The 21,361-nt window shown below is 69.5% G+C and carries 19 protein-coding genes; 9 read left to right on the top strand and 10 right to left on the bottom strand.

The genetic code is table 11. The annotated features are described in order from the left end of the window. The first annotated feature begins 130 nt into the window (after positions 1–130). Together AB0H36_RS02570 and AB0H36_RS02565 are read left to right on the top strand one after the other, a co-directional pair. On the top strand, positions 131–2,914 hold the full coding sequence (locus AB0H36_RS02570) for a BTAD domain-containing putative transcriptional regulator (RefSeq protein WP_360515250.1): 2,784 nt from the start codon (positions 131–133) through the stop codon (positions 2,912–2,914). Between the two features lie 41 nt (positions 2,915–2,955). Beyond that, positions 2,956–3,729, top strand: a complete 774-nt coding sequence (locus tag AB0H36_RS02565) for a methyltransferase domain-containing protein (RefSeq protein ID WP_360515247.1) — start codon at positions 2,956–2,958, stop codon at positions 3,727–3,729. Here the strand turns inward: AB0H36_RS02565 and AB0H36_RS02560 are convergent. Genes AB0H36_RS02560 through AB0H36_RS02540 form a run of 5 tightly spaced genes read right to left on the bottom strand, consistent with a single transcriptional unit; the run spans position 3,726 to position 9,225 of the window. Further along, positions 3,726–4,613: an ABC transporter ATP-binding protein gene (locus tag AB0H36_RS02560; RefSeq protein WP_360515244.1), complete on the bottom strand. Its 888-nt coding sequence runs from the start codon at positions 4,611–4,613 to the stop codon at positions 3,726–3,728. The two genes, AB0H36_RS02565 and AB0H36_RS02560, sit on opposite strands and share 4 nt — an antisense overlap. Continuing rightward, positions 4,610–5,422 (bottom strand): ABC transporter ATP-binding protein, encoded by an 813-nt coding sequence (locus AB0H36_RS02555; RefSeq protein WP_360515241.1) that lies wholly within the window; start codon positions 5,420–5,422, stop codon positions 4,610–4,612. Before AB0H36_RS02555 ends, AB0H36_RS02560 begins: the two co-directional genes overlap by 4 nt. Next, on the bottom strand, positions 5,415–6,290 hold the full coding sequence (locus tag AB0H36_RS02550; protein WP_360515238.1) for an ABC transporter permease: 876 nt from the start codon (positions 6,288–6,290) through the stop codon (positions 5,415–5,417). Before AB0H36_RS02550 ends, AB0H36_RS02555 begins: the two co-directional genes overlap by 8 nt. A gap of 5 nt (positions 6,291–6,295) precedes the next feature. Then, a complete protein-coding gene (locus AB0H36_RS02545; protein ID WP_360515235.1) occupies positions 6,296–7,390 on the bottom strand; it encodes an ABC transporter permease in 1,095 nt (364 codons plus the stop codon). After that, complete coding sequence (locus tag AB0H36_RS02540; RefSeq protein WP_360515232.1) at positions 7,387–9,225, bottom strand: ABC transporter substrate-binding protein; 1,839 nt, start codon at positions 9,223–9,225, stop codon at positions 7,387–7,389. Before AB0H36_RS02540 ends, AB0H36_RS02545 begins: the two co-directional genes overlap by 4 nt. 302 nt (positions 9,226–9,527) lie before the next feature. On the opposite strand from AB0H36_RS02540, the gene AB0H36_RS02535 reads away from it, so the two are divergent. Both AB0H36_RS02535 and AB0H36_RS02530 read left to right on the top strand, forming a co-directional pair. Further along, positions 9,528–10,346 (top strand): class I SAM-dependent methyltransferase, encoded by an 819-nt coding sequence (locus tag AB0H36_RS02535; protein ID WP_360515229.1) that lies wholly within the window; start codon positions 9,528–9,530, stop codon positions 10,344–10,346. Positions 10,347–10,464: 118 nt separating this feature from the next. Next, a complete protein-coding gene (locus AB0H36_RS02530) occupies positions 10,465–12,255 on the top strand; it encodes a BTAD domain-containing putative transcriptional regulator (protein ID WP_360515226.1) in 1,791 nt (596 codons plus the stop codon). Here AB0H36_RS02530 and AB0H36_RS02525 read toward each other — a convergent pair. Continuing rightward, a complete protein-coding gene (locus AB0H36_RS02525; RefSeq protein ID WP_360515223.1) occupies positions 12,246–15,200 on the bottom strand; it encodes a hypothetical protein in 2,955 nt (984 codons plus the stop codon). The genes AB0H36_RS02530 and AB0H36_RS02525 overlap by 10 nt on opposite strands. A gap of 76 nt (positions 15,201–15,276) precedes the next feature. On the opposite strand from AB0H36_RS02525, the gene AB0H36_RS02520 reads away from it, so the two are divergent. Continuing rightward, positions 15,277–16,056 (top strand): SGNH/GDSL hydrolase family protein, encoded by a 780-nt coding sequence (locus AB0H36_RS02520; protein WP_360515220.1) that lies wholly within the window; start codon positions 15,277–15,279, stop codon positions 16,054–16,056. 9 nt (positions 16,057–16,065) lie between these two features. After that, positions 16,066–16,644, top strand: a complete 579-nt coding sequence (locus tag AB0H36_RS02515; RefSeq protein WP_360515217.1) for a GNAT family N-acetyltransferase — start codon at positions 16,066–16,068, stop codon at positions 16,642–16,644. Here AB0H36_RS02515 and AB0H36_RS02510 read toward each other — a convergent pair. Beyond that, positions 16,641–16,805 carry a hypothetical protein gene (locus AB0H36_RS02510; protein ID WP_360515214.1) on the bottom strand — a complete coding sequence of 55 codons (165 nt, stop codon included), beginning with the start codon at positions 16,803–16,805 and terminating at the stop codon, positions 16,641–16,643. The two genes, AB0H36_RS02515 and AB0H36_RS02510, sit on opposite strands and share 4 nt — an antisense overlap. Before the next feature lie 128 nt (positions 16,806–16,933). Here AB0H36_RS02510 and AB0H36_RS02505 point away from each other — a divergent pair, with 128 nt between their 5' ends. Genes AB0H36_RS02505 through AB0H36_RS02495 form a run of 3 tightly spaced genes read left to right on the top strand, consistent with a single transcriptional unit; the run spans position 16,934 to position 19,226 of the window. Further along, positions 16,934–17,332: a GntR family transcriptional regulator gene (locus AB0H36_RS02505; RefSeq protein WP_360515211.1), complete on the top strand. Its 399-nt coding sequence runs from the start codon at positions 16,934–16,936 to the stop codon at positions 17,330–17,332. Continuing rightward, positions 17,329–18,228, top strand: coding sequence for an ABC transporter ATP-binding protein (locus AB0H36_RS02500; RefSeq protein ID WP_360515208.1), 900 nt, complete (start codon positions 17,329–17,331; stop codon positions 18,226–18,228). Before AB0H36_RS02505 ends, AB0H36_RS02500 begins: the two co-directional genes overlap by 4 nt. Continuing rightward, on the top strand, positions 18,225–19,226 hold the full coding sequence (locus AB0H36_RS02495; RefSeq protein ID WP_360515205.1) for an ABC transporter permease subunit: 1,002 nt from the start codon (positions 18,225–18,227) through the stop codon (positions 19,224–19,226). The genes AB0H36_RS02500 and AB0H36_RS02495 overlap by 4 nt, the downstream gene beginning before the upstream one ends. 4 nt (positions 19,227–19,230) lie before the next feature. Here the strand turns inward: AB0H36_RS02495 and AB0H36_RS02490 are convergent, their stop codons facing one another. The 3 genes from AB0H36_RS02490 to AB0H36_RS02480 all read right to left on the bottom strand — a co-directional run bounded on the left by AB0H36_RS02490 (position 19,231) and on the right by AB0H36_RS02480 (position 21,339). After that, on the bottom strand, positions 19,231–19,947 hold the full coding sequence (locus AB0H36_RS02490) for a DUF2071 domain-containing protein (RefSeq protein ID WP_360515202.1): 717 nt from the start codon (positions 19,945–19,947) through the stop codon (positions 19,231–19,233). Positions 19,948–19,951: 4 nt separating this feature from the next. Then, a complete protein-coding gene (locus tag AB0H36_RS02485; RefSeq protein WP_360515199.1) occupies positions 19,952–20,272 on the bottom strand; it encodes a hypothetical protein in 321 nt (106 codons plus the stop codon). A gap of 65 nt (positions 20,273–20,337) precedes the next feature. After that, positions 20,338–21,339: a sugar phosphate isomerase/epimerase family protein gene (locus AB0H36_RS02480; RefSeq protein WP_360515196.1), complete on the bottom strand. Its 1,002-nt coding sequence runs from the start codon at positions 21,337–21,339 to the stop codon at positions 20,338–20,340. Positions 21,340–21,361 lie beyond the last annotated feature (22 nt).

Below are 21,361 nucleotides of genomic sequence, written 5' to 3'. Positions count from 1 at the left end.
AGTTGTCGTACTCGGCATGATCCCCCGATCAGTTGCACTCCCGTTCGACAACGTAGGGAGTAGCGCTGTCGGTTTGCTGTCAGTCCAGTGGCGACCCTTCGGCTCGGTAGGGTGAGGGGCCGGGGGTGTGATGGCGCGTCTCGAGATTCGGCTGCTTGGTCCGTTCGAGATCTGTCGTGACGGGCGGCGGGTGACGCTGCCCGGGCGCAAGGTTCGTGCTCTGCTGGCGATTCTGGCGCTCGACTGCGGGCGGACGGTTTCCTTCGACGCGCTCGGACGGGCGCTCTGGGCCGACGATCCGCCGGAGCGGCTCCGCGGCAGTCTGCAGACGTACGTCGGCCGGCTGCGCCGCGTCCTCGGCGACGAGTCGGTGACCACCGAGCCGACCGGCTACCGCCTCGACGTGCCGCCGGAGTGCGTCGACGTACTGCGCTTCCGTCAACTGCTCGACCGATCCGAGTACGACGCCGCGCTGCAGCTCTGGCGTGGTGACCCGTTCGGCGAGCAGTTGTCGGCGTGGTTCGAGGATCACGAGACGCCGGCCCTGATCGAGCGCTACCTGACCGCCTGCGAACGACGCATCGACCAGGAAGCAACCACCGGCGCGCACCTGCAACGCATCCCCGAGCTCCACGAGCTCACCGCCCGCTATCCACTGCGCGAGACCCTCTGGCTCCGGCTGCTCACCGCCCTGCGCGACGCCGGCCGATCCGCCGAAGCTCTCGACCGCTACGAGGCCCTCCGCACCCAGCTCGCCGACGAACTCGGCGCCGACCCGTCGCCCGACCTGCAGGCGATCCATCAGCAACTGCTCGAAGTACGACGACCAGCCGCACAACCGCCGATGCGACGACAGCCACCTCCGGACCTCACCAGGTTCTTCGGCCGCGACACCGAGCTGAATCGCCTCGACCACCTCGTGAACACCACTCGCCTGGTGACGATCGCCGGACCGCCGGGAGCCGGAAAGACCCGGCTGAGTCGCGAGTTCGCCGCCCGGTCAGCGACCGACGTCGTACTGGCCGAGCTCGCATCGGCGGCCTCGGTGGAGTCAGCGATCCCGGATCCGCTCGACGGTGACCTGCTCATCCTCGACAACTGCGAGCACGTGGTCGACGAGGCGATCGAGGTCGCCACGCGCATCCTGGAGACCCACCCGGACGTGCGCATCCTGACCACGAGCCGGGTCCCGCTGGGCGCACCCGGCGAGCAGGTCTTCCGGCTACCGCCGCTGGCCGCCACGTCCGCAAAGGAACTCTTCGACGACCGGGCCGCACTCGTGTCCGGTGACACCCCTGTCGACGCGGAAGCCGTCGCCGAGATCTGCCTGAAGCTGGATGGCTTGCCGCTCGCCATCGAGCTCGCGGCGGCCTGGAGCCGAGTGCTGTCGCCGCGTCAGATCCTGCAGCGCCTCACTCCCCTGCTGCAGGAGAACGACGCAACGATGCGGGCTGCGCTCGATTGGAGCTACCACCTGCTCTCCGAACCACAGCAGCTGCTGTTCGAGCGGGTCGCGGTGTTCTCCGGCGGCTTCGACCTGACCGCGCTGGAGTGCGTCGCCGATCTCGGCGACGACCTGCTCGGTGCGTTGACCGGCCTCGTCGACCACTCCCTGGTGCTGACCGACCGGCTGCCCGACGGCCGCATTCGCTTCCGCCTGCTGGAGCCGGTTCGCCAGTACGCCGCTTCGCTCCTCGGCGAAGCGCCGTCCGTCCGGTCGCGCCACGCAGCGCACTACCTGACCGTCGCCCAGCGGGGCGACTCCGAGCTGCACAAGAGCGATCGAGGCCGCACGGTGATCGACCTGCAGCGTGACGAGGGCAACTTCCTCGCCGCGCTGAGCTGGGCGCGATCGCAGCCCGGCGATCTCGGGCTGCGCCTGGCCACGGGCCTCGCCTACTTCTGGGAGAACCGCGGCTTCGTCAATGACGCACGCGGCTGGCTGGAGGAGTTCCTCGACCGCGACGACGCGGCGCTGCGTGCCACCGCGTTGGCAAGACTCGGCCGGCTGGCTTGGCGGCAACGCGACTACGCGGCCGCCAGGCTCGCCTACCAGGAGAGCCTCGACCTGCATCGGCAACTCGGCGACGAGCCCGGTACGGCACGGGCGCTGCGCAATCTCGCCCTGGTCGCTGCGGCCACCGGCGAGACTGCGGTCGCCATCGACCTGTGTGAGCAGAGTATGGCGATCTTCCGGCGGCTCGGTGACGAGCACAGCCGAGGATGGACGCTGACCGTGCTCGGCCTGGCGCACTTCGAGGCGGACGACTACGCAGCCGCAGCTCCCTGCGCGCGCGAAGCACTCGAGATCGGCAGGTCGACCGGCGCCGCCGCGTTGACCGTCGCGGGCCGGCTCGGGACGGCCTTCGCGGCAGCCGTGGCCGGTGACGTGCGGACCCATCGCGAGCAGGTGACCGCGGTGGTCGCCGAGCTGCGCAAGGCGTCCGGTCTGATCGAGGATCCTGAGTGGCTGTGGGCCAGCATGAGCCTGGCGGCGAGCGAAGGCCGGGAGCTTGCATCACTGCGGCTCGCCGGGGCCGCGATCGCGCTCAGCCGTCGCGGTGGGCGGATGTCGGACGTGACCACCGTGTTCTGTGACGCCACCGTCGCGCGACTCCGGCAGCGGGTCGGTGCCCGCGTCGCGGATCGGCTGATGGCGGTCGGCCGGCAGCTCACTCAGGACGAACTGATGGCCGAGGCGCTCGCACCGCCGACCCCGACCGACAAGCCGCTGACCGGCCGCGAGCTGGAGGTCGCCGAGCTGGCCGGACAGGGGCTGAGCAACGAACAGATCGCGGTCGCTCTGGTGATCTCCCGCCGTACCGTGGAGTCGCACCTGGAGCACATCCGGCAGAAGCTGGACCTGGCCAGCCGGTACGAGATCGTCGCCTGGGCGCTGTCACGATCCGGGTGAACCCGGATGTTTCGGTCGGCCGGGCCGCCCACGCTCGGAGCATGGATTATCTCTTCGACACCGGCAGCGAACTCGGCACGCACCACCTCGATCACCTCGGCAAGCTCCTGAACCGGCCGACCGCCTGGGCCCTGGAGCGGGTCGGGCTCCGGCCGGACCTGCGCTGCCTCGAACTCGGCGCGGGCAACGGCTCGATCGCCAACTGGCTGGCAGCGCGCACCCGCGAGGTCGTTGCCGTCGACATCGACACGAGCCAGCTGAACGACGTCGCACCCGGCGTCCAGGTGATCCGCCACGACCTGCGCGACGGCCTGCCGGTGGAGGGGCCGTTCGACCTCATCCACGCGCGGCTGCTGCTCATGCACCTGCCAGAACGCGAGCAGCTCCTCGAACGGATCGTCGAGGCGCTGGCGCCTGGTGGCTGGCTGGTGCTCGGCGATATCACCGACCGTCCGCTCGAGACCCTCGCCGTACCGGAGCCGGGCGACCAGGGGCTGTGGGACAAGATGCTGCATCTGTCCCACAACGTGGTCAGCCCGGCTCGCGGTATCAGCTGGACCTTCGCCCGGGAGACCGCCGGCCTGATGACCGCCGCCGGCCTCGTCGACGTCGACGTCATGGAGTACTCCCAGACCACGGCCGGCGGCACCGACGGCTGCCTGCTGCACCTCAACCTCAACCAGCAGGCCGAACCGCTGCTCCGCGCCGCCGGCGCCACCGACGACGAGCTCACCCGCTACCGCGAGCTGATGACGAACCCGGCCTTCCGCGCCTGGTTCTACGAGTTCCTCGTCACCAGCGGCCGTCGGCCCTAGATCACTGGGGTCTCGGGGCCGCTGGTGGCGTCGGCTTCGGCCTTCTCCTCCTCGTCGAGCTCGTCGACGTTGATGCGGGAGGTCCAGCGCAGGTCGGGGTCGGGCTGCGGGATGGAGTCGAGCAGGAGCTTGGTGTACGGGTGGGACGGCTCGTGCATCACCGTGGTGACCGGGCCGCGTTCGACGATCTTGCCCTTGGTGATCACCATGACCTCGCCGCCCAGGTAGTAGACGGTGGACAGGTCGTGGGTGATGAACAGCGTGGTCATCCCGTGCTCGCGCTGGAAGTCGAGCAGGATGTCCAGGAAGTGCTTGCGTACCTGGGCGTCCAGCATCGACACCGGCTCGTCCGCGATGATGAACGACGGCCGCAGCATGTGCACGCGGGCCAGCATGATGCGCTGGCGCTGGCCGCCGGACAGCTGGTGCGGATACCGGCCGAGCACGTTCTCCGGTTCGAGCCGGACCGCGCGCAGCGACTCCTCGATCAGCTCGAGCCCCTTCGACCGGCTGGTCGTGAGCCCGAACTTCTTCACCGCCTTCCACAGCGCCCGATCGACGCGGTAGAAGGGGTTGAAGATCGCGTACGGGTCCTGGAACACCGGCTGGACGTCGCGCCGGTACTCGTCGTACTCGGCGCGACTCAGCTTGAAGATGTCCTTGCCGCCGTACAGCACGGATCCGGCGGTCGGCTTCTGCAGGCCGAGGACGTTGCGGGCGATCGTGCTCTTCCCGCTGCCGCTCTGGCCGACCAGGCTGACCACCTGCGGCGGCTGCGCCGCGAGCGTGAAGCTCACGTCGTCGACCGCGGTCAGGTAACCGCCGGCCACCCCACGCGCGTGGAATCGTTGCTGTACGCCACGAAGTTCGAGCTCGGACTTCACGATGCCCTCCGTCCCACCTGCGGGATCGACTCGATCAGCTGCCGGGTGTACGGATCCCTGGGATCCTTGAACACCTGGCGTACGTCGCCGACCTCGACCAGCCGGCCTTCGTACATCACCGCGACCCGGTCGGCCAGCTGGGCGTGCACACCCATGTCGTGCGAGATCACCACCAGCGTGACGCCGAAGTCGGTGCGCAGGTCGGCCAGCGACTGCAGGATCACCCGCTGGATGGTCACGTCGAGCGCGGTGGTCGGCTCGTCCGCGATCACCAAGTCCGGTTCGAGCGCGACCGCAATCGCCATGAGCACCCGCTGCTTCATCCCGCCGGACAGCTCGTGCGGGTACATCCGCGCGACTCGCGGCTCCAGCCCGACCTGGCCGAGCAGCCGCGGAATCAGCTCCCCGAGCGAGTCCTTCCGGCCGGGCGCGTGCTCCAGGATCACGTCCTTGAACTGGTCCTGCACCCGCATCACCGGGTTCAGCGAGCTCATCGAGCCCTGCGGCAGGTACGACAGCGCCGACCAGCGCAGCACCCGCAGCTCCTCGCCGTCCACCTTCAGCAGGTCGACCGGCGAACGCTTGGCCGGGTGGAACATCACCGACCCGCCCGTCACCTTGCCCGGCGGTTTCAGCAGCCGGAGCAGCGCGACCGCGAGGGTGCTCTTCCCGCTGCCCGACTCCCCCGCGATGCCGAGGATCTCACCGCGACGGACGTCCAGGTCGACGCCGTTGACCGCTTTCACGTTGCCCCGCGTCGACAGGTACGTGACCTCGAGACCCCTGATCTCCAAGACCGAGTCACTCACCGGTCACTCCCCTCAGCCGCGGGTTGTAGACCTCTTCCAACCCGATGTTGACCATGTTCAGCGCCGCGAACAGCAACGTCAGCAAGATGATCGGCACCGCGAACATCGGCCACGCGCCGAGCGTCAGCGCGCCGGTGGTGATCGCGTTGAAGATGATCTGCCCGAGGTCGACCACCCCGCCGGGCCCGAGCCCGATGACCTCCAGCCCGACCAGGCCGAAGATCGCGCCGAGCGCCGAGGACGCGAACCCGACGCCGATGAACGGCAGCAGGTTCGGCAGCAGCTCGGTGACGATGATCTCCAGGTCCCGGGCCTTGCTCACCCGGGCCAGGTCGACGTAAGGCCGGGTCCGCAGGCTCAGCACCTGGGACCGGATCGTCTTGGCCGCGAACGGCCAGGAGAAGATCGAGATCATCACACCGACCTGGAACAGGGTGACGTTCTTCGCGTACGCCGACAGCGCGATCAGCAGCGGGAACGTCGGGATCACCAGCAGGATCCCGGTGAACGTCGACAGCACCCCGTCGATCCAGCCGCCCTTGTACCCGGCGACGAACGCGACGATCACGCCGACGACGGTCGAGATGACACCGGCGATCGCCCCGATCTGCAGCGACACCGAGAGCGCCTTGATCACCATCGCGAACACGTCCCGGCCGAACTGGTCGGTGCCGAGCCAATGGTCCGCGGACGGCACCAGCCACTTCTCGTACGCCGCCACCTCCATCGGATCCTCGCCACCGCCGATGGCCTTGGTGATCAACGGGCTGCACAGCGCCAGCAGCACCATCGCCCCGAGGATCGCCAGTCCGGTCGCCAGCCGCCGGCTGCCCCGGATCGTCCGCAGTACCGCAGTCAGAAGTCTCATCGCCATCACTTCCAGTACTTGACCCGCGGATCCAGCAGCGGGAGCAGGAGGTCGAGGATCAGGACTGCGGTGAGCACCGAGAAGATCGCGATGTTGGTCACTCCGAGGATCGTGTTGAAGTCGAGCTGCTGGATCGCGGTGACCAGCGTCGTCCCGAGCCCCGGGTAGTTGAACAGCTGCTCGACCAGCACGTTGCCGTTGAAGATGAAGCCGAGCGAGATGCCGAACGCGGTGATCTGCGGCAGGTAGCAGTTCCGCAGCGCGTACCGGGTCAGGATCCGCGAACCCTTCAGGCCCTTGGCCTCGGCGTACACCAGGTAGTCCTCGCCGAGGATCGGGATCATCAGCATCCGGGTGGACAGAATCCAGCTGAACGTCCCGATCAGCACGATCGAGAACGCCGGCAGGAAGCCGTACTTGAGTACGCTGCCGATGAACTCCGGTGTGATGCCGGGGTTGATGCTCGAGTCGTACGCCGATCTGGCCGGCAGCATGCCGAGGGTGTACGCGAAGACGTACACCAGGATCAGCGCGACGAAGAAGTACGGCACGTGCGACAGCGCGATCGACAGGTTGGTCGCGACCCGCGAGCCGAGCTTGCCGCGCCGCCAGCCCGCGATCGCGCCGATCACCACGCCGAAGATCCAGGCCAGCACGGCCGAGATGCCGAGCAGGCCGATGGTCCAGGGCAACGACCTGAGGATGACGGTCTGCGCCGGCGTCGGGTAGTTGATCAGCGACGGGCCCATGTCGCCGTGCAGGACCAGCTTCTCCATGTACTTGAGGTACTGGGAGAAGATGTTGCCGTCGAGCCCGAACTCGTGCTGGTACCGCGCGATCAGCTCGGCGCTGGCCTGCTGGTTGTAGATGTAGTTCTGCTGCAGGGTCTGGATCAGCGTCTGGATCGGGTCGCCCGGCATCATCCGGAAGAAGAAGAACGCGATGGTGAGCGCGCCCCACAGCTCCACCACGTAGAGCCCGAACCGGCGCAGCGCGTACGCCGCCAGCGGATGCCGCGACAGCCAGGCCCGCACCCCCGAGGCGGGTGCGGAGTCCTGGCTCTCGTCGACAGGCACCACCGGCGGGGCTTCCGCCGTCACGCCGGTCCCTTCTGCCCGGTGGCCTTGATCTTGGCGAGCACGAAGATGAAGTGCGGCCACCAGTTCAGCGGTACCTCGTAGAGGTCGTCGTCGGTCGGCCAGCCGGACCAGAACGCGGTGTTGAAGAACTGCGGGTACCCGGTCTGGATCACCGGCAGCAGCGGCAGCTTCTGGAAGTAGATCTCCAGCGCCTGGTCGAGCAGCGGTTTGGCCTCCTCGCTGTTCGGGTCCATCCCGGCCAGCTTCTGGGAGATCTCGTCGAACTGCGGGTCCCGGAACCGCATCTTGTTCCGGCCGGCGGCGTTCTTGCCGATCGGCTGGGCCTTGCTGCTCTCCCAGTCGGTGTAGAGCTGCTCGGGGTCGATGGCGAACCCGGCCCAGCTGGAGTCGATGTCGTACTCGCCGCGCTGGAACTTCTGGTCGTGCACGCTGCCGGACAGGCTGCGCAGCGTGGCCGGCACCCCGACCTTGGCCAGGTCGACCTTCAGCACGTTGGCGATCGCGTACTCGTCCTTGTCGACCGGCGCGGGCGTGATGATCTCGAGGTTGATCTCCTTGCCCTTGTACGTCCGCTTGCCGGCGGCGTTCTTCGGGGCGATCTCGTCGAGCAGCTGGGTCGCCTTGTCCAGGTTGTAGTCGTACTTGTACTTGTTCGCCAGCTCGTCGTTCTTCCACTTGTCGTTGGTCGGGTAGTCCGCCCACGGGTAGATCGCCGGCGGCACCTCGACCTGCCAGACGGACTTGCCGATCTTCTCCCGGTCCAGGCAGTGGTTGATCGCCTGGCGCATCTTCGGCTCCGAGATCACGCCGCGGGCCGGGTCACAGTTCAGCCACAGCACCCGCGGGTTCGGGTCGTGGAACTGCGTGGTCTGCAGCGCCGGGTAGCCGGTGTTGCGCAGCTGCTTGGCGTGCTGCTCGTCGATCGAGCCGACGTCGAACTCCGCCTTCTCGAACGACAGCGAGGCCTGGTCGGCCTGCTTCGAGGTGCTCTGGAAGATGACGTACTGCGCCTTGACGTCGAGCTTGTCCTTGTTCCAGTAGTTCGGGTCCTTCTCCCAGACGAACATCTTCTGGTTCCGGATCGCCTGCTTCAGCTTGTACGGGCCGGACCGCACCGGCGGGTTGTCCTTGTACTTCGTCGGGTCCTGCGACTTCCAGATGTGCTCGGGCATGATGTTGTTCGGCGCACCGGCGATCGCGGCGATGAAGTTGTAGTGCAGCCGCGGGGTCGGCTTGAGCAGCTTGACCACGGCGGTGTGCGGGTCCGTGACCTCGACGTCCTTCACGAACTCTTTCAGCTCACCACCGCCGCCGAACAGGTCCGGACGGTCCTTCAGCATCATCACGGTGAACTTGAAGTCGTTCGCGCCCAGCGGCTTGCCGTCGTTCCAGTGCGCCTTCGGGTCGAACTTGATGGTCAGCTCGGTGTGGTCGTCGTTGTACTTGTACTCGGTGGCCAGCCAGGGCGTCAGCTTGCCGGTGGCGAAGCTGAGGAAGAACAGCGGCTCGGTGGCGAGCTCGACGCCGGCGCCGCCGGGAGAGCCGTTCGGGATCATCCCGTTGAAGCTGTCGAAGACCGTGTACTCGACCTGGCCGACGATCACCGACTGGTCCCGCGGGACCGGGATGTTCGCCTTGCCGATCTGGATCGACTTGGTGGCGGCCGGCTTGTTGTCGGCAGGTTTGTCGGAGTATGAACCGCCGCTGCCGGAGCAGGCCGCGAGGAAGGCCGTCATCGCGGCCGCGGCACCTCCTCCGAGCATGTGCCGCCGGCTCAGCTGGTAGCGGACGACATCTGCGACGTCTTCGTACTGGGGGCGCGGTGCTTCGTTCATGACGAAAGTCACCTCCGTTTTCGTTGCGCGGACAGGGCGATCACCCACCGAGAGGTGTGACGGACTATAAGTAGCGTTGACAACGTTGGCAAGAGTTCATTGCCACGTTGGAACAATGACGCTGAACGTGCAGGTCAGTCGATATACCAACCTTTGACAACGTTGGTTCGCTCTGCGTGACGGCGCTCAGGCGGGAGCTCGCCGGTTTCGTCACACGCCGCGTCACACGGCGGCCGTCTTCCATCGGTACGGCGGCCGCACCGAAGCGGTCGCGTATCAGAACCGTTACTCCAGGGGGAGACATGACGACCAACACGACCGTGGACTTCGAGGCGATCAAGTCCAAGCAGCGAGCGTCCTGGCAGACCGGCGACTACCCGCGGGTCGGCAACACGCTGCAGATCATCGCCGAGAACCTGGTCGAGGCCGCCGACGTACGGGCCGGGCAACGGGTCCTCGACGTTGCCTGCGGCCAGGGCAACGCGGCGATGGCGGCCGCCCGGCGGTTCGCCGAGGCGACCGGTGTCGACTACGCGCCGAACCTGCTCGAGCAGGGCCGGGAGCGGGCCGCCGCCGAGCACCTGCCGATCACCTTCACCGAGGGCGACGCCGAGAGCCTGCCGGTTCCGGACGCGTCGTTCGACCTGGTCTGCAGCACGGTCGGCGTGATGTTCGCGCCGAACCACCAGCAGACGGCCGACGAGCTGGTCCGGGTGACCGCTCCGGGCGGGAAGATCGCGCTGGCCAACTGGACGCCGTCCGGCATGATCGGGCAGATGTTCAAGACCGTGTCCAAGTGGGCGCCGCCGCCCGCCGGGGTGCGGCCGCCGACGCTGTGGGGCACCGAGGACCACCTGTTCGAGCTGTTCGGCGACCGGGTCGAGTGGGTCGCGCTGAACCGGCGCGAGTTCGTGTTCCGCTACCACACGCCGGAGCACTTCTCGGAGTGGTTCCGGGACTTCTACGGCCCGATCACGCGGCTGGCCGGGACGCTGGACGGCGAGGACCTGCACGAGTTCGCCCGCGAGCTCGCCGACGTTCCGCGACCGTTCGACTACGCCGACGACGGCACCGTCGCCGCCCGCGCGGAATACCTGGAAGCCGTGGGAATCCGCCGCTGAGGGGTCACACTGGTCTCGGGGGAGCTTGCCCACTCGGATGAGGGGTTGCCCACTGGAATTTCCAATGGGCAACCCCCGAACCGGATGGGCAAGCACGCGAGGCGTGGAGGGGAGCGGTATGGCGACGATTCGGTTGCTCGGGCCGCCGGTGGTCGAGCACGGCGGGGAGCCGGGTCGTCAGCCGCGCGGGCGGAAGGCCTGGGCGCTGCTCGGCTACCTGTTGCTGGCCGAGCGGCCGCCCAGCCGCCGCCGGCTCGCCGAGCTGTTCTTCGGTGACGCCGAGGATCCGCTCGGCGGGCTGCGCTGGACGCTGGCCGAGCTTCGTCGTGCCCTCGACGTTCCCGACCTGCTGTCCGGCGATCCGGTGGTGACGACACTCGACGGTACGACGACTGTCGACGTACTGGAGCTGGCCGAGCCGTCGGCCGATCCGGAGTCGCTGCTGACACTCGGCGGTGAGCTGCTCGAAGGCGTCGACCTGGAGTCCTGTCCGGAGTTCGAGTCCTGGTTGCTGGTGGAGCGGCGCCGGATCGCCGGGACGATCGAGGCCCGGCTCCGGCAGAACGCGATCGCCCTGCTCGCGGCCGGGCAGGCGGCCAAGGCGATTCCCTTTGCCGCCAAGGCGGTTGAGATCAATCCGCACGAGCAGGGCAACCACGAGCTGCTGATCCGGAGCCTGGCCACCTCCGGCGATCGGGTGCGCGCGCTGCGGCAGATCTCGATCTGCGAGGACCTGTTCCAGCGTGAGCTCGGCATCTCGGTCTCCGGGTCGCTCCGGGAAGCAGCGCGGGTCGAGTCCCTGACGGGCCCACCGCTGCGCGGGCGGGCCGCCGCCGTCAGTCAGCTGCAGGCCGGCCGCGCGGCGATCGTCGCCGGTGCGGTCGACGCTGGGTTGCAATGCCTGCGCCAGGCCGCGGCGCTCGCGGTCGAATGCCACGACAAGACCTTGGAGGCAAGGGCTCTCGCGGCGCTCGGCGGCGCGCTCGTGCATGCGATTCGCGGGCACGACGAGGAGGGTGCGATCGTCCTGCACGAGGCGTTGACGGTCGCCGACGCGGCCGGTGAGCGGGCGACCACAGTGCTGGCGCTGCGCGAGCTCGGGTTCATCGAGGTCCAGGCCGGGCGGCGGCAGACCGGGGACGAGTGGCTGTCCAAGGCCCATGCGCTCGCCGAGACCGATGCGGAGAACGCCGCGATCCTCGGCGTCCGCGGGATGAACTCGTCCGACCGGGCCGACTACCCGGCCGCGTTCGAGCAGCTGGGCGAGTCGGTGGAGCTCGCTGCCCGCTGTGGCGATCACCGGCAGCAGGCATGGTCCCTGGCCCTGGTCGGGCGGGCGCAGCTGCTGCGTTCGGAGTACGGCGAGGCCGCCAAGACGCTCGCCGAGACGCTCGACCTCGTCCGGCAGGAACGCTGGATCGCCTTCCTGCCTTGGCCGCAGGCCCTGGCCGCTGAGATCGACCTGTACGCCGGCAAGCTGGACACGTCGGCCGAGGGGTTCGAGCAGGCGTGGGCGATGGGCTGCCAGCTGAACGACCCGTGCTGGGAGGGCATGGCAGGTCGCGGGTTGGCGATGCTGCACGCCAGGCGCGGCGACTATCCGGGTGCGACCGAGTGGCTCGATCTCGCATTGACGCGGGCGAGTCGTGAACCCGATCGGTACCAGTGGGTGCACGCGCACGTTCTCGACACCGCGGTCGGGACGGCGATCGAGCGATCCGACGGCGAACGTGCGCAGCACCTGGCCGGCAGCCTGTCCTCGCTGGCCGCACGTTGCGACCTCCGGGAGATGCTCGTTCACGCGCAGCTCCACCTCGGTCGGCTCGGCGACCAACGGGCCGTCGCCACAGCGCGATCGCTCAGCGCCGAGATCGACAACCCGGCGCTGCAACTGCTGGCTCAGTCGTAGGCGGCGTCGACCAGCAGCTCGGAGCTACGGTCCGGCTCGTTGAGCACGGCGCGGATCACGTGCCGCTGGTCCCACCGTCCGCTCGCCCAGGCCAGCGCCTTGGCCAGACCGTCGAACGTCGCCGCATGCGGCGCACCGTCCTCGTCCACCCACCACGACACCTCGACCCCGTCGACGGTGAGCTCCTCGTGCTCCCACCACGTCGCCGGGACCTCGGGGACCAGCTCACGGACGATCTCCGGCACGTCGGCCGCCGTACCCTCGCCGTCGATCTTGCCCTGGGCAACTTCTTGCGCCATCGGTACGTCGAGCAGGTCGCTCAACCCGTCCGCCGCGGCGCCGGAGGCGACGACGAACCCGCCCAGATCCTCGCGCTGCAACCACATCGGGCCGTCGACGACCACTGCGCTGCCGGCCATGGTGACGCGGGTCAGGCCGTCGTCCGCGAGGACCCGGACCTGCTCCGGGGCGTCGCCCGGGAAGACGGCCAACGTGCCGAGCCGGCTCCACAACCGCAGCAGCTCGCTCTCCTCGACATCGCGGTCCGGATCCGCGAGCCGTTCGAGCAGCAGGCTGATGCCGTCCGCGTCGAGGTCACCGACGTCGCGGACGAGGCCGACCGCCGTACGCACCTCGGGGTCGAGCTGGGCCGTCCACGCCGGGGCCTCGTCGAGGAAGCTCGCGAGCACAGGGTCGGCGTCCGGATCGGCCCGGCCGGCGAGCGGTTCGCCGTCCTCGAGCAGCACGCGTTCGCGGATCCACCAGGCGGCGTACGACGGGACGCCGAGCGGACGGTCGTCGGGTCCGACCACGCGCACCTGGGTCACCAGGGCGCGGCGGAGATCGGGTGACGAGCCGAACAGTTCGAGGACTCGCGGCCAGGCGTCGTCGGTGATCCAGTCGAGGTCCCGGATCGCGGTCAGTTCGCCGATCGTCGCGCCGTAGCGGGAGCCGTCGGGCGCCACGTCGTACGCCCAGTCCTCGATACCGTCGAGGTCGGTGAACGACTGGGGCAGCTCGTCGAGCGCAACGTCCGAGGCGGTGACGACGCCGAGCGTCGCGAGCACGCCGACCGCCTCCAGCGCGGGCAGTCCGTGGCGATCGAGGAGCGCGCGGTCGATCGGGGCGACCTCGTCGGCGTCGAGGATCGACTCGGCCTCGGATCCTGGGATGACGAGCGCGTTCGCGGGCACGAGGTCACCGTCGGCGTCGCGGAGCGCGAGGTCGGCGAGCCACCACAGGCCGTCCGCCTGCGCCGGGTCGGCGGCGACCAGGCTCAGGACGGCGTGCGCGATCGCGTCCGGGTCGTCGGCTTCCAGCGAGTGCTCGACGGCGGTGCGTACGGCGCTGTCCTCGAGCAACGTCCGCGGGGTCGCCGGGAGCGCGCCGAGGCGTTCGAGCGCTGGCGCGACGGCGTCGGGGTGGACGATGCGGACGCCGTACTCGCCGAACTCCTTGAGCACGTCGACCGGTAGCTCGGGACCGGGCAGGAGCAGGCCGCGCACGCCGCGCATGAGCCGACCGTCGGCGAGCGGGACCGGGAGCGTGCCGAGCGACTCGCGCAGGAGCGCGTCCGTCACCATGCCGGCGAGCGACGCGTACAAGTCCCGCCACCACTCCGGCTCGTGCTGCGCCCCGAGTTGGTCAACCACCTCCGCCGGCTCGAGCCGGCGCACGCCCAACGCATCCAGCGCACTCCGAAACTGCAAGCTCGACCGGACCAACCCCGGCACGATCGCCCCGAGTCGCCCGGTGAACGCCTCATCCGCCCCCTCGACCACCACCGCATCCCGCGGCCGGATGGTCGCCCCGTCCTCCACCACCCGGAGCACCGGGGTGTCTGGCAGCACGGCGACAATCGCATCCCGGAGCGCGTGATCCAGCGCCCCCGCAGCAAGCCCCGTGGGCACCAGGTGGAGCACGTCGTCGCCGTCCTCGACCCGTCGCCGCAACAGCTCTGCATAGGCGGTTGCCGACCCCCGCACCAGCCAGTCGGTCAATGGCCCCTGCGCCACATGCCGCCGGGTGGAGTCGAGCGGGAAAGTTGCCAACAGCAACACAGGCAGGCTCAGTGGCTCGTCAGTAGGCGTAGGAGCATGCACGACCCCCGGCAGTGCGCCGGCGGATGGGAGTGCCCAGAGGACTGACCACTGGGGGCGGGTGCGTTCTTCGGTGGGGCGGTCGGCGAGCAACTGCTCGCGTTGGGGTTCGGTGAAGACGCCGGCTACGCGGTGGATATGCCAGCGGGACTCGACGTCTTCCAGGACGCGCCGGCCGTGCGCGGTTTCGATCTCGATGCGCTCCAGGCCGGGGAGGGCGAGCAGGAGCGCATCGCCGGCCTCGTCGAGGAGGCGGCGGACGAGGGCGGCGGCGGCCTCGTCGCGAAGGGGCAGGATGACCGCGGTGTCGTAGCCGTCCGGCGGCTCGCCGGCTGCTTCGAACGGCAGACGCAGTACGGGCACTTGGCCGCCACGTCGCCGTACCTCGGTGTCCAGCCCAGCGGACCCGAGCGCGGCGATCGTCGCCGCCGTGTCCGCCTTCGAGAACCGCACTCCCCCGGTCCGCGACAGCACCACCGGCTCGTCCGTCACCGCGAGTACCGCGGAGAACCCGACGCCGAACCGCCCGACCGCAGCCTCGTCCCGCTTCGCCGATGCCCGCAGCGTGGCCAGCGACTCGACCCCGGCCGCGGACAACGGCGCGCCCGTGTTGGCGACGACCAGCGTGTTGTCCCGGAACTCGAACAGCACCTGCCCCGGCACCCCCGCCCGCGCCGCGGCGTCCGCCGCGTTCTGCGCGAGCTCGATGACGACCCGGTCGACGTACCCGCCGAGCGCCAGCTCCTCTTCGGCGTTCGCGTCCTCCCGAAACCGCACCGGCGCCGCCAGCCACCCGGCCAGCACCCGCTCCCGAATCCCGCCCACCCCGAACACGTCGTCAGTCACGCCGTGCAGTATGTCAAGCGTCCCTGCGCGGGCAGCCAGGTCTCCCGTCCTGGTAGGTCGCAGCTATCGTGGTCCGGTGATCCGACCCGGCAGCCGGTACGTCGCCCTTGGCAGCTCGTTCGCCGCGGGGCCAGGAATCAACCCGATCGTGCACAAGCCGGCGGGACGCTCGGCCAACAACTACGCGCACCTGGTCGCCGCCGAGCTCGGCCTCGACCTGGTCGACGTCAGCTACTCCGGCGCGACCACCGCGAACCTGCTCGACACCCCGCAGGACGCGGCGCCCCCGCAGCTCGAAGCGGTCACGCCCGACACCGCGCTGGTGACGATCACTGCCGGAGGCAACGATCTCGAGTACGTCGGGACGTTCATCCGGGGCAGCATGCTCAACACCCTGGCCAAGCCGGCGACCCTGCTCGGCCGCCGGGTCGCGAACCGGATCCGCGCCCGGGTCAGCTACCTCAAGGACGACGCCGCCTACCAGGCCGTCACCGACTCACTCGTCACCGTCGTCGAAAGCGTCCGCGACCGGGCTCCCTCGGCGCGCATCCTGCTGGTCGACTACCTCACCTTGGTCGGCCCGAGCACTCGGCCGCGGCTCGACGTACCACTGAACGAAGAGCAGCTTCCGAGTGTCGCGATGATGGCCGACGGGCTCGCTGCCGCGTTCGCGAAGGCGGCCGCGACCACGGGCGCCGACCTGGTCACGGCCTCGGCGGCGAGCCGGGACCACGCGATCGGATCGCCCGATCCCTGGACGACCGCGTTCAAGCTGCTCGGCGGCGCGCCGTACCACCCGAACGCGGCCGGCATGCGAGCCGTCGCCGACCTGATCCTGCGGACGCTGAAAACGTAGGCTCGGACCATGGAGGTACGGCGGGCGAGTGCGACGGACGTGGACGCGGCGGTCCGCACCCTGGCCCGCGCGTTCGAGGACTACCCGATGACGCGGATGGGCCTCGATCCGGACCACTACCTCGACCGGCTCACGCAGTACCAGCGGCTCTTCCTGACCCGGATCGGCCTGCCGCACGGGCGGGTCTGGGTGACGTCGGACGTGAGCGCGGTCGCCGTCTGGACGACGCCGGCCACTCCCCCGAACGCCTTCGCTCCGCACGCGGACGCGTTCCGGGAACTGGCCGGCTCCCGGGCGGAGCTGGCGGCGGAGTACGAGCAGGCGATGGGCGTCTTCCGCCCGCGCGAACCCGTGTGGTTCCTCGCGCTGGTCGGTGTCGATCCCGAACGGCGCAGCCAGGGGCTCGGCCGGGCCGTGATCGGGCCCGGGCTGGCCACCGCCGACGCCGACCACTCGGCCGCCTTCCTGGAAACCCAGGAGCCCGGCAACCTCGCCTTCTACGAGTCCCTCGGTTTCACCGTCATCGCCGAGCTGGAGCTTCCGCACCGCGGCCCGATCCACTACGCGATGTACCGGCCACCGCGCTAGCGGGCAGTCGCCGTACGGAACCAGCGGATGGCGCGGCGAGTGGCGCGACGGGTCGTCGTACCGCGCGGCTTGCTGGTCGTGCGGCGCTTCTGCTTCGGCGGGAGAGTCGACTTGGCGTTGCCGAAGTGGCTCAGCGAGACCATCAGGTTCAGGGGTTCCATCGGTCCGTCCTCCGGATCCGGGCACCCGCCGTCCGGGCGCCTTCACAGGTACGTCGGAACCGGCCGCGGATTCTTGACATCCCGGTTGTCTTATTGTCTTACTTGAGTAAGACAATAGGGAGGCTGGCGTGATCGAGTTCCACCTCGACGGGCACTCGAAGGTCGCGACCTACATGCAGCTGGTGCAGCAGGTCAGGCAGTCGCTGCGGCTCGGCCTGATCGACCCCGGTGACCAGCTGCCGCGGGTTCGGGAGGTCGCCGAGTCGCTGGCGATCAACCCGAACACGGTGCTGAAGGCGTACCGGCAACTGGAGCTCGAAGGGCTGGTCAGCGCGCGCCCGGGCGTCGGCACGTTCGTGACGCGGTCGCTGGCCGGTCCGTCACTGGCGAACCAGGCTGCGCTCCGGCACGACCTGGTCGGCTGGCTCAGCCGGGCCACCGCGGCGGGGCTGGACCAGGAGGACATCGTCGCCCTGGTCGAGACCACGCTGCGGGCCACGTTTCAGGAGGGGATAGCGCAGGCATGAGTACGGCGCTCGAGACCACTGGCCTGGGCAAGCGGTACGGCCGGACCTGGGCCTTGCGGGACTGCTCGCTGCGGCTTCCGGCCGGCCGGGTCGCGGCCCTGGTCGGCCCGAACGGCGCGGGCAAGACCACGCTGCTGCATCTCGCGGTCGGGTTGCTCCGGCCGGATGCCGGATCGGTGCGGGTTCTGGGCCGTACGCCGGCTGCCGACGCCGACCTGCTCACCCAGGTCGGGTTCGTCGCCCAGGACGCCCCGATGTATCCGGACTTCACCGTCCTGGACCTGCTCAAGATGGGCCAGAAGCTCAACCGGCAGTGGGACTCCGCGCTCGCCGCCGGCCGGCTCGAACGGCTGCGGATCCCGTTCGACCGCAAGGTCGGCAAGCTGTCCGGCGGTCAGCGGGCCCAGGTGGCGCTCGCGCTCGCGCTGGCGAAGCGCCCGGAGATCCTGATCCTGGACGAGCCGGTGGCGAGCCTCGACCCGCTGGCCCGGCGCGAGTTCCTCCAAGCGCTGATGGGAGCCGTCGCCGACGACGGCACGACCGTCCTGCTGTCGTCGCACCTGGTGGCCGACCTGGAGCGGGTCTGCGACTACCTGATCGTGCTGCAGGAGTCGCGCGTGCAGGTGATCGGCGCCGTCGACGACCTACTGGCCGACCACAAGGTGCTGATCGGTCCGCGTCGCTCGGCCCCACCGGTGGGCGTCGCGACCGTCATCCGCGACAGCCACACCGACAAGCAGTCCACCCTGCTGGCGCGCATCAACGGACCGGTCCTCGACCCGGCCTGGACGATCCGCGACCTCAGTCTCGAGGATCTGGTGCTCGCCTACCTCGCCGAGCCGAGCGCGGGCGTCCTGCCCGGACCGTCGCCGCTCGGAATGGACGTGACGTCATGATCTGGATGACCTGGCGACAGCACCGGCAGCAGGTCCTGTTCGTCGTGCTCGGCATGGCCGCGGTCGCGGCGCTGATCCTGCCGACCGGGCTGAAGATGCACGACGTCTTCACCGACAGCGGGCTGGCCGACTGCCTGCGCCGTACCGCCGGCGCCGAGTTCGTTGCTGTCGACGATGATTCGCAGCGGGACTGCGGTGAGATCGCGAACCAGTTCCTGGCGCGCTTCGGCTACCTGCAGCCGCTCGCGGTCCTGTTCGCCGTGCTGCCGCTGCTGGTCGGGCTGTTCCTCGGCGCGCCACTCGTCGCCCGCGAGGTCGAGCACGGCACCCACCGGCTGGTCTGGACGCAGGGCATCAGCAGGCTGCGCTGGGCGCTGGTGAAGTTCGGACTGGTCGGAACCGGCTGCCTCGCCCTCGCCATCGGGTACACCCTGCTGCTGAGTTGGTGGATCCGGCCGCTGAACGGCGCGAACGGCAGCCGCTTCACGGTGCTGATCTTCGACCAGCAGGGAACCGTCCCGATCGGGTACACGCTGTTCGCGGTCGCGCTCGGCGTCTTCGCCGGCACGGTGACGCCGCGGGTGATGACGGCGATGGCGACCACGCTGGTCGGCTTCCTCGCCGTACGGCTCGTGGTGGCCGGCTTGGCCCGGCCGCACTTCCAGGCCCAGGAGGAGCGCACGTTCCCGGTCACCAGCACCGTCGAGCCGAACCCGCTCAGCGGCGACTGGATCATCCGCACCGGCATCTACGACGCGAGCGGCGTCCAGGTCGCGGCGAACCAGCAACGATCGTGCCGGATCGATTCGCCACCACCGACCGGGACGCCGGCCGGACCGACGCCCGAGGGCTGCGAGGAAGGTCTCTACAACCTGCAGGTCTTCCAGCCCGCCGACCGGTTCTGGTTGTTCCAGACGATCGAGACCGGCATCTTCCTCGGCCTGACCGTGATCCTGATCGTCCTGGCTGTCTACCGCGTACGGCGTCGCCTCTCCTGAGCGGTCAGGCGCGGAAGGGTCGGCCGAACTCGGCGGGGACGCCGGGGCTGTGGAGCACGTGGTCCGGTGCGCGGTTCAGGTCGGTGAGACCGACTGAGGCGAACAGACCGCGGTCCTCGAAGCGGAGGAGGTCGGCTGTGCGCAGGGACCAGGCGGGGTGGTGGTTGGGGAGGTACCAGGTGTGGCCGGCTCGCTGAATGTGGAGTCCCCAGCGGGCGGTCAGGAAGTGTTCGAAGGGACCTGGTTCGACCGGCCGGCCGAGCCGGACTTCGACTGTGGCGGAGGCGCGTGCCCGGCGCAGTGTCGAGGTATAGACATGGTGGTTGCCGTCAGCAACATGCGTCATCCGGGCCCAGCGGTACGGGAGGCCGAAGGCGGCCCGGGCGGCCGCGACGACGGCCAGGCGGTCGGCGTCCAGGCTGAGGAAGACCACGCCGCGCCGGCCCGAGGTGTCGACGGAGTACAGCCGGATGTTCGTCTCCAGGAAGCTCCCCACATACGGTACGGCGGGACCTCGAGCCAACCCGGTGTCAGTCATCCGGAACGGCACGAGGCCGACGTACGTGCGTCCCTCGAAGACGTCCGGCCGGACACCCGGCGGGAAGAAGTGCGCGACCGCCGCCGGTTCCACGGCCCAGTGCAGGAACGTCAGGTCTCGCCACCACTGGCGCAGGATCCGTGGCCGCCGGAGCGCGGGCGCCTCGGGCCAGGTCGCGTCCACCAGGTCAGTCGGCGCTCGGCCGGACCTCGCAGGTCGGGCGGCCGTCGTTCAGGTCGCAGACGACGTACGCCGTACCGCTGCCGGACGTGGCCTGCCACGGCATCACCGCGTCACCACTCAGCAGCGCGTCCAGGGTCTGCATCTCCGGATCGCGCTGCATCGCGTGATGCCGGTACCCGGCGGAGCCGAGCGCGAGCGCGATCGCCATCCCGAGCAGATTCACCTGCGTCGGCTGGTCGGGAACCACCGTCCCGGCCTCCGGCGCGAGCTTGATCCCCTGATCCGGCACCTCGACGATCCGGGCGACGTACCTGCCTGCAGTCATGCCATCGAGGGTAGCTCCGAAAGCCGGCTGGGTGGGCGAGGCGGCCCACCCAGCCGTCCGGCCGATCAGGAGGAGAAGGCGGCGTCGAAGGACGCGGTGGGCGGGTCGAAGGCCAGCGAGCGGACGAACTGGAGGGCTTCGGCGGCGCCGACCAGGCGGTCCATGCCGGCGTCTTCCCACTCGACCGAGATCGGGCCGTCGTACCCGATCGTGTTCAGCATCCGGAAGCAGGCCTCCCACGGTACGTCGCCGTGCCCGGTGGACACGAAGTCCCAGCCGCGGCGCGGGTCGCCCCAGGCCAGGTGCGAGCCCATCCGGCCGTTGCGGCCGTTGCCGACCTGGCGCTTCGCGTCCTTGCAGTCGACGTGGTAGATCCGGTCCTTGAAGTCCCACAGGAAGCCGACCGGGTCGAGGTCCTGCCAGACGAAGTGCGACGGGTCCCAGTTCAGGCCGAACGCCTCGCGGTGGCCGATCGCCTCCAGGGTCGCGGTGGTCGACCAGTAGTCGTACGCGATCTCGGACGGGTGCACCTCGTGCGCGAACCGCACGCCGACCTCGTCGAACACGTCCAGGATCGGGTTCCAGCGGTCCGCGAAGTCGCGGTAGCCGGCCTCGATCATCGCCGGCGGGACCGGCGGGAACATCGCGACCGTCTTCCAGATCGACGAGCCGGTGAAACCGACGACCACGTCGACGCCCAGCGCGCGGGCGGCGCGGGCGGTCGTCTTCATCTCCTCAGCGGCCCGCTGCCGGACGCCCTCGGGGTCGCCGTCGCCCCAGATGTGCGCCGGCAGGATCGCCTGGTGGCGCTGGTCGATCGGGTCGTCGCAGACCGCCTGGCCGAGCAGGTGGTTGGAAATCGTCCAGAGCTTGAGGTTGTGCTTGTCCAGGATGTCGAGCCGGTCGCGCACGTACGAGTCGTCCTCCGCGGCCCGCCGTACGTCGAGGTGGTCGCCCCAGCAGGCGATCTCCAGCCCGTCGTACCCCCACTCGGACGCCAGCCGCGCCACCTCCTCGAACGGCAGATCAGCCCACTGCCCGGTGAACAAGGTAATCGGTCGAGCCATCACTACTCCTTAGTCGAGCTTC

The organism is Kribbella sp. NPDC050820 (genome assembly GCF_040653975.1).
Classification (GTDB): Bacteria; Actinomycetota; Actinomycetes; order Propionibacteriales; family Kribbellaceae; genus Kribbella.
This window is presented reverse-complemented; position numbering and strand designations above follow the sequence as displayed.

Bases quoted from the DNA above. Each gene is read 5' to 3' on its own strand.
- AB0H36_RS02530 (WP_360515226.1), top strand. From the start codon at position 10,465: ATGGCGACGATTCGGTTGCTCGGGCCGCCGGTGGTCGAGCACGGCGGG.
- AB0H36_RS02515 (WP_360515217.1), top strand. From the start codon at position 16,066: ATGGAGGTACGGCGGGCGAGTGCGACGGACGTGGACGCGGCGGTCCGC.
- AB0H36_RS02565 (WP_360515247.1), top strand. From the start codon at position 2,956: ATGGATTATCTCTTCGACACCGGCAGCGAACTCGGCACGCACCACCTC.
- AB0H36_RS02510 (WP_360515214.1), bottom strand. From the start codon at position 16,805: ATGGAACCCCTGAACCTGATGGTCTCGCTGAGCCACTTCGGCAACGCC.
- AB0H36_RS02540 (WP_360515232.1), bottom strand. From the start codon at position 9,225: ATGAACGAAGCACCGCGCCCCCAGTACGAAGACGTCGCAGATGTCGTC.
- AB0H36_RS02485 (WP_360515199.1), bottom strand. From the start codon at position 20,272: ATGACTGCAGGCAGGTACGTCGCCCGGATCGTCGAGGTGCCGGATCAG.
- AB0H36_RS02495 (WP_360515205.1), top strand. From the start codon at position 18,225: ATGATCTGGATGACCTGGCGACAGCACCGGCAGCAGGTCCTGTTCGTC.
- AB0H36_RS02550 (WP_360515238.1), bottom strand. From the start codon at position 6,290: ATGAGACTTCTGACTGCGGTACTGCGGACGATCCGGGGCAGCCGGCGG.
- AB0H36_RS02535 (WP_360515229.1), top strand. From the start codon at position 9,528: ATGACGACCAACACGACCGTGGACTTCGAGGCGATCAAGTCCAAGCAG.
- AB0H36_RS02570 (WP_360515250.1), top strand. From the start codon at position 131: ATGGCGCGTCTCGAGATTCGGCTGCTTGGTCCGTTCGAGATCTGTCGT.
- AB0H36_RS02500 (WP_360515208.1), top strand. From the start codon at position 17,329: ATGAGTACGGCGCTCGAGACCACTGGCCTGGGCAAGCGGTACGGCCGG.
- AB0H36_RS02480 (WP_360515196.1), bottom strand. From the start codon at position 21,339: ATGGCTCGACCGATTACCTTGTTCACCGGGCAGTGGGCTGATCTGCCG.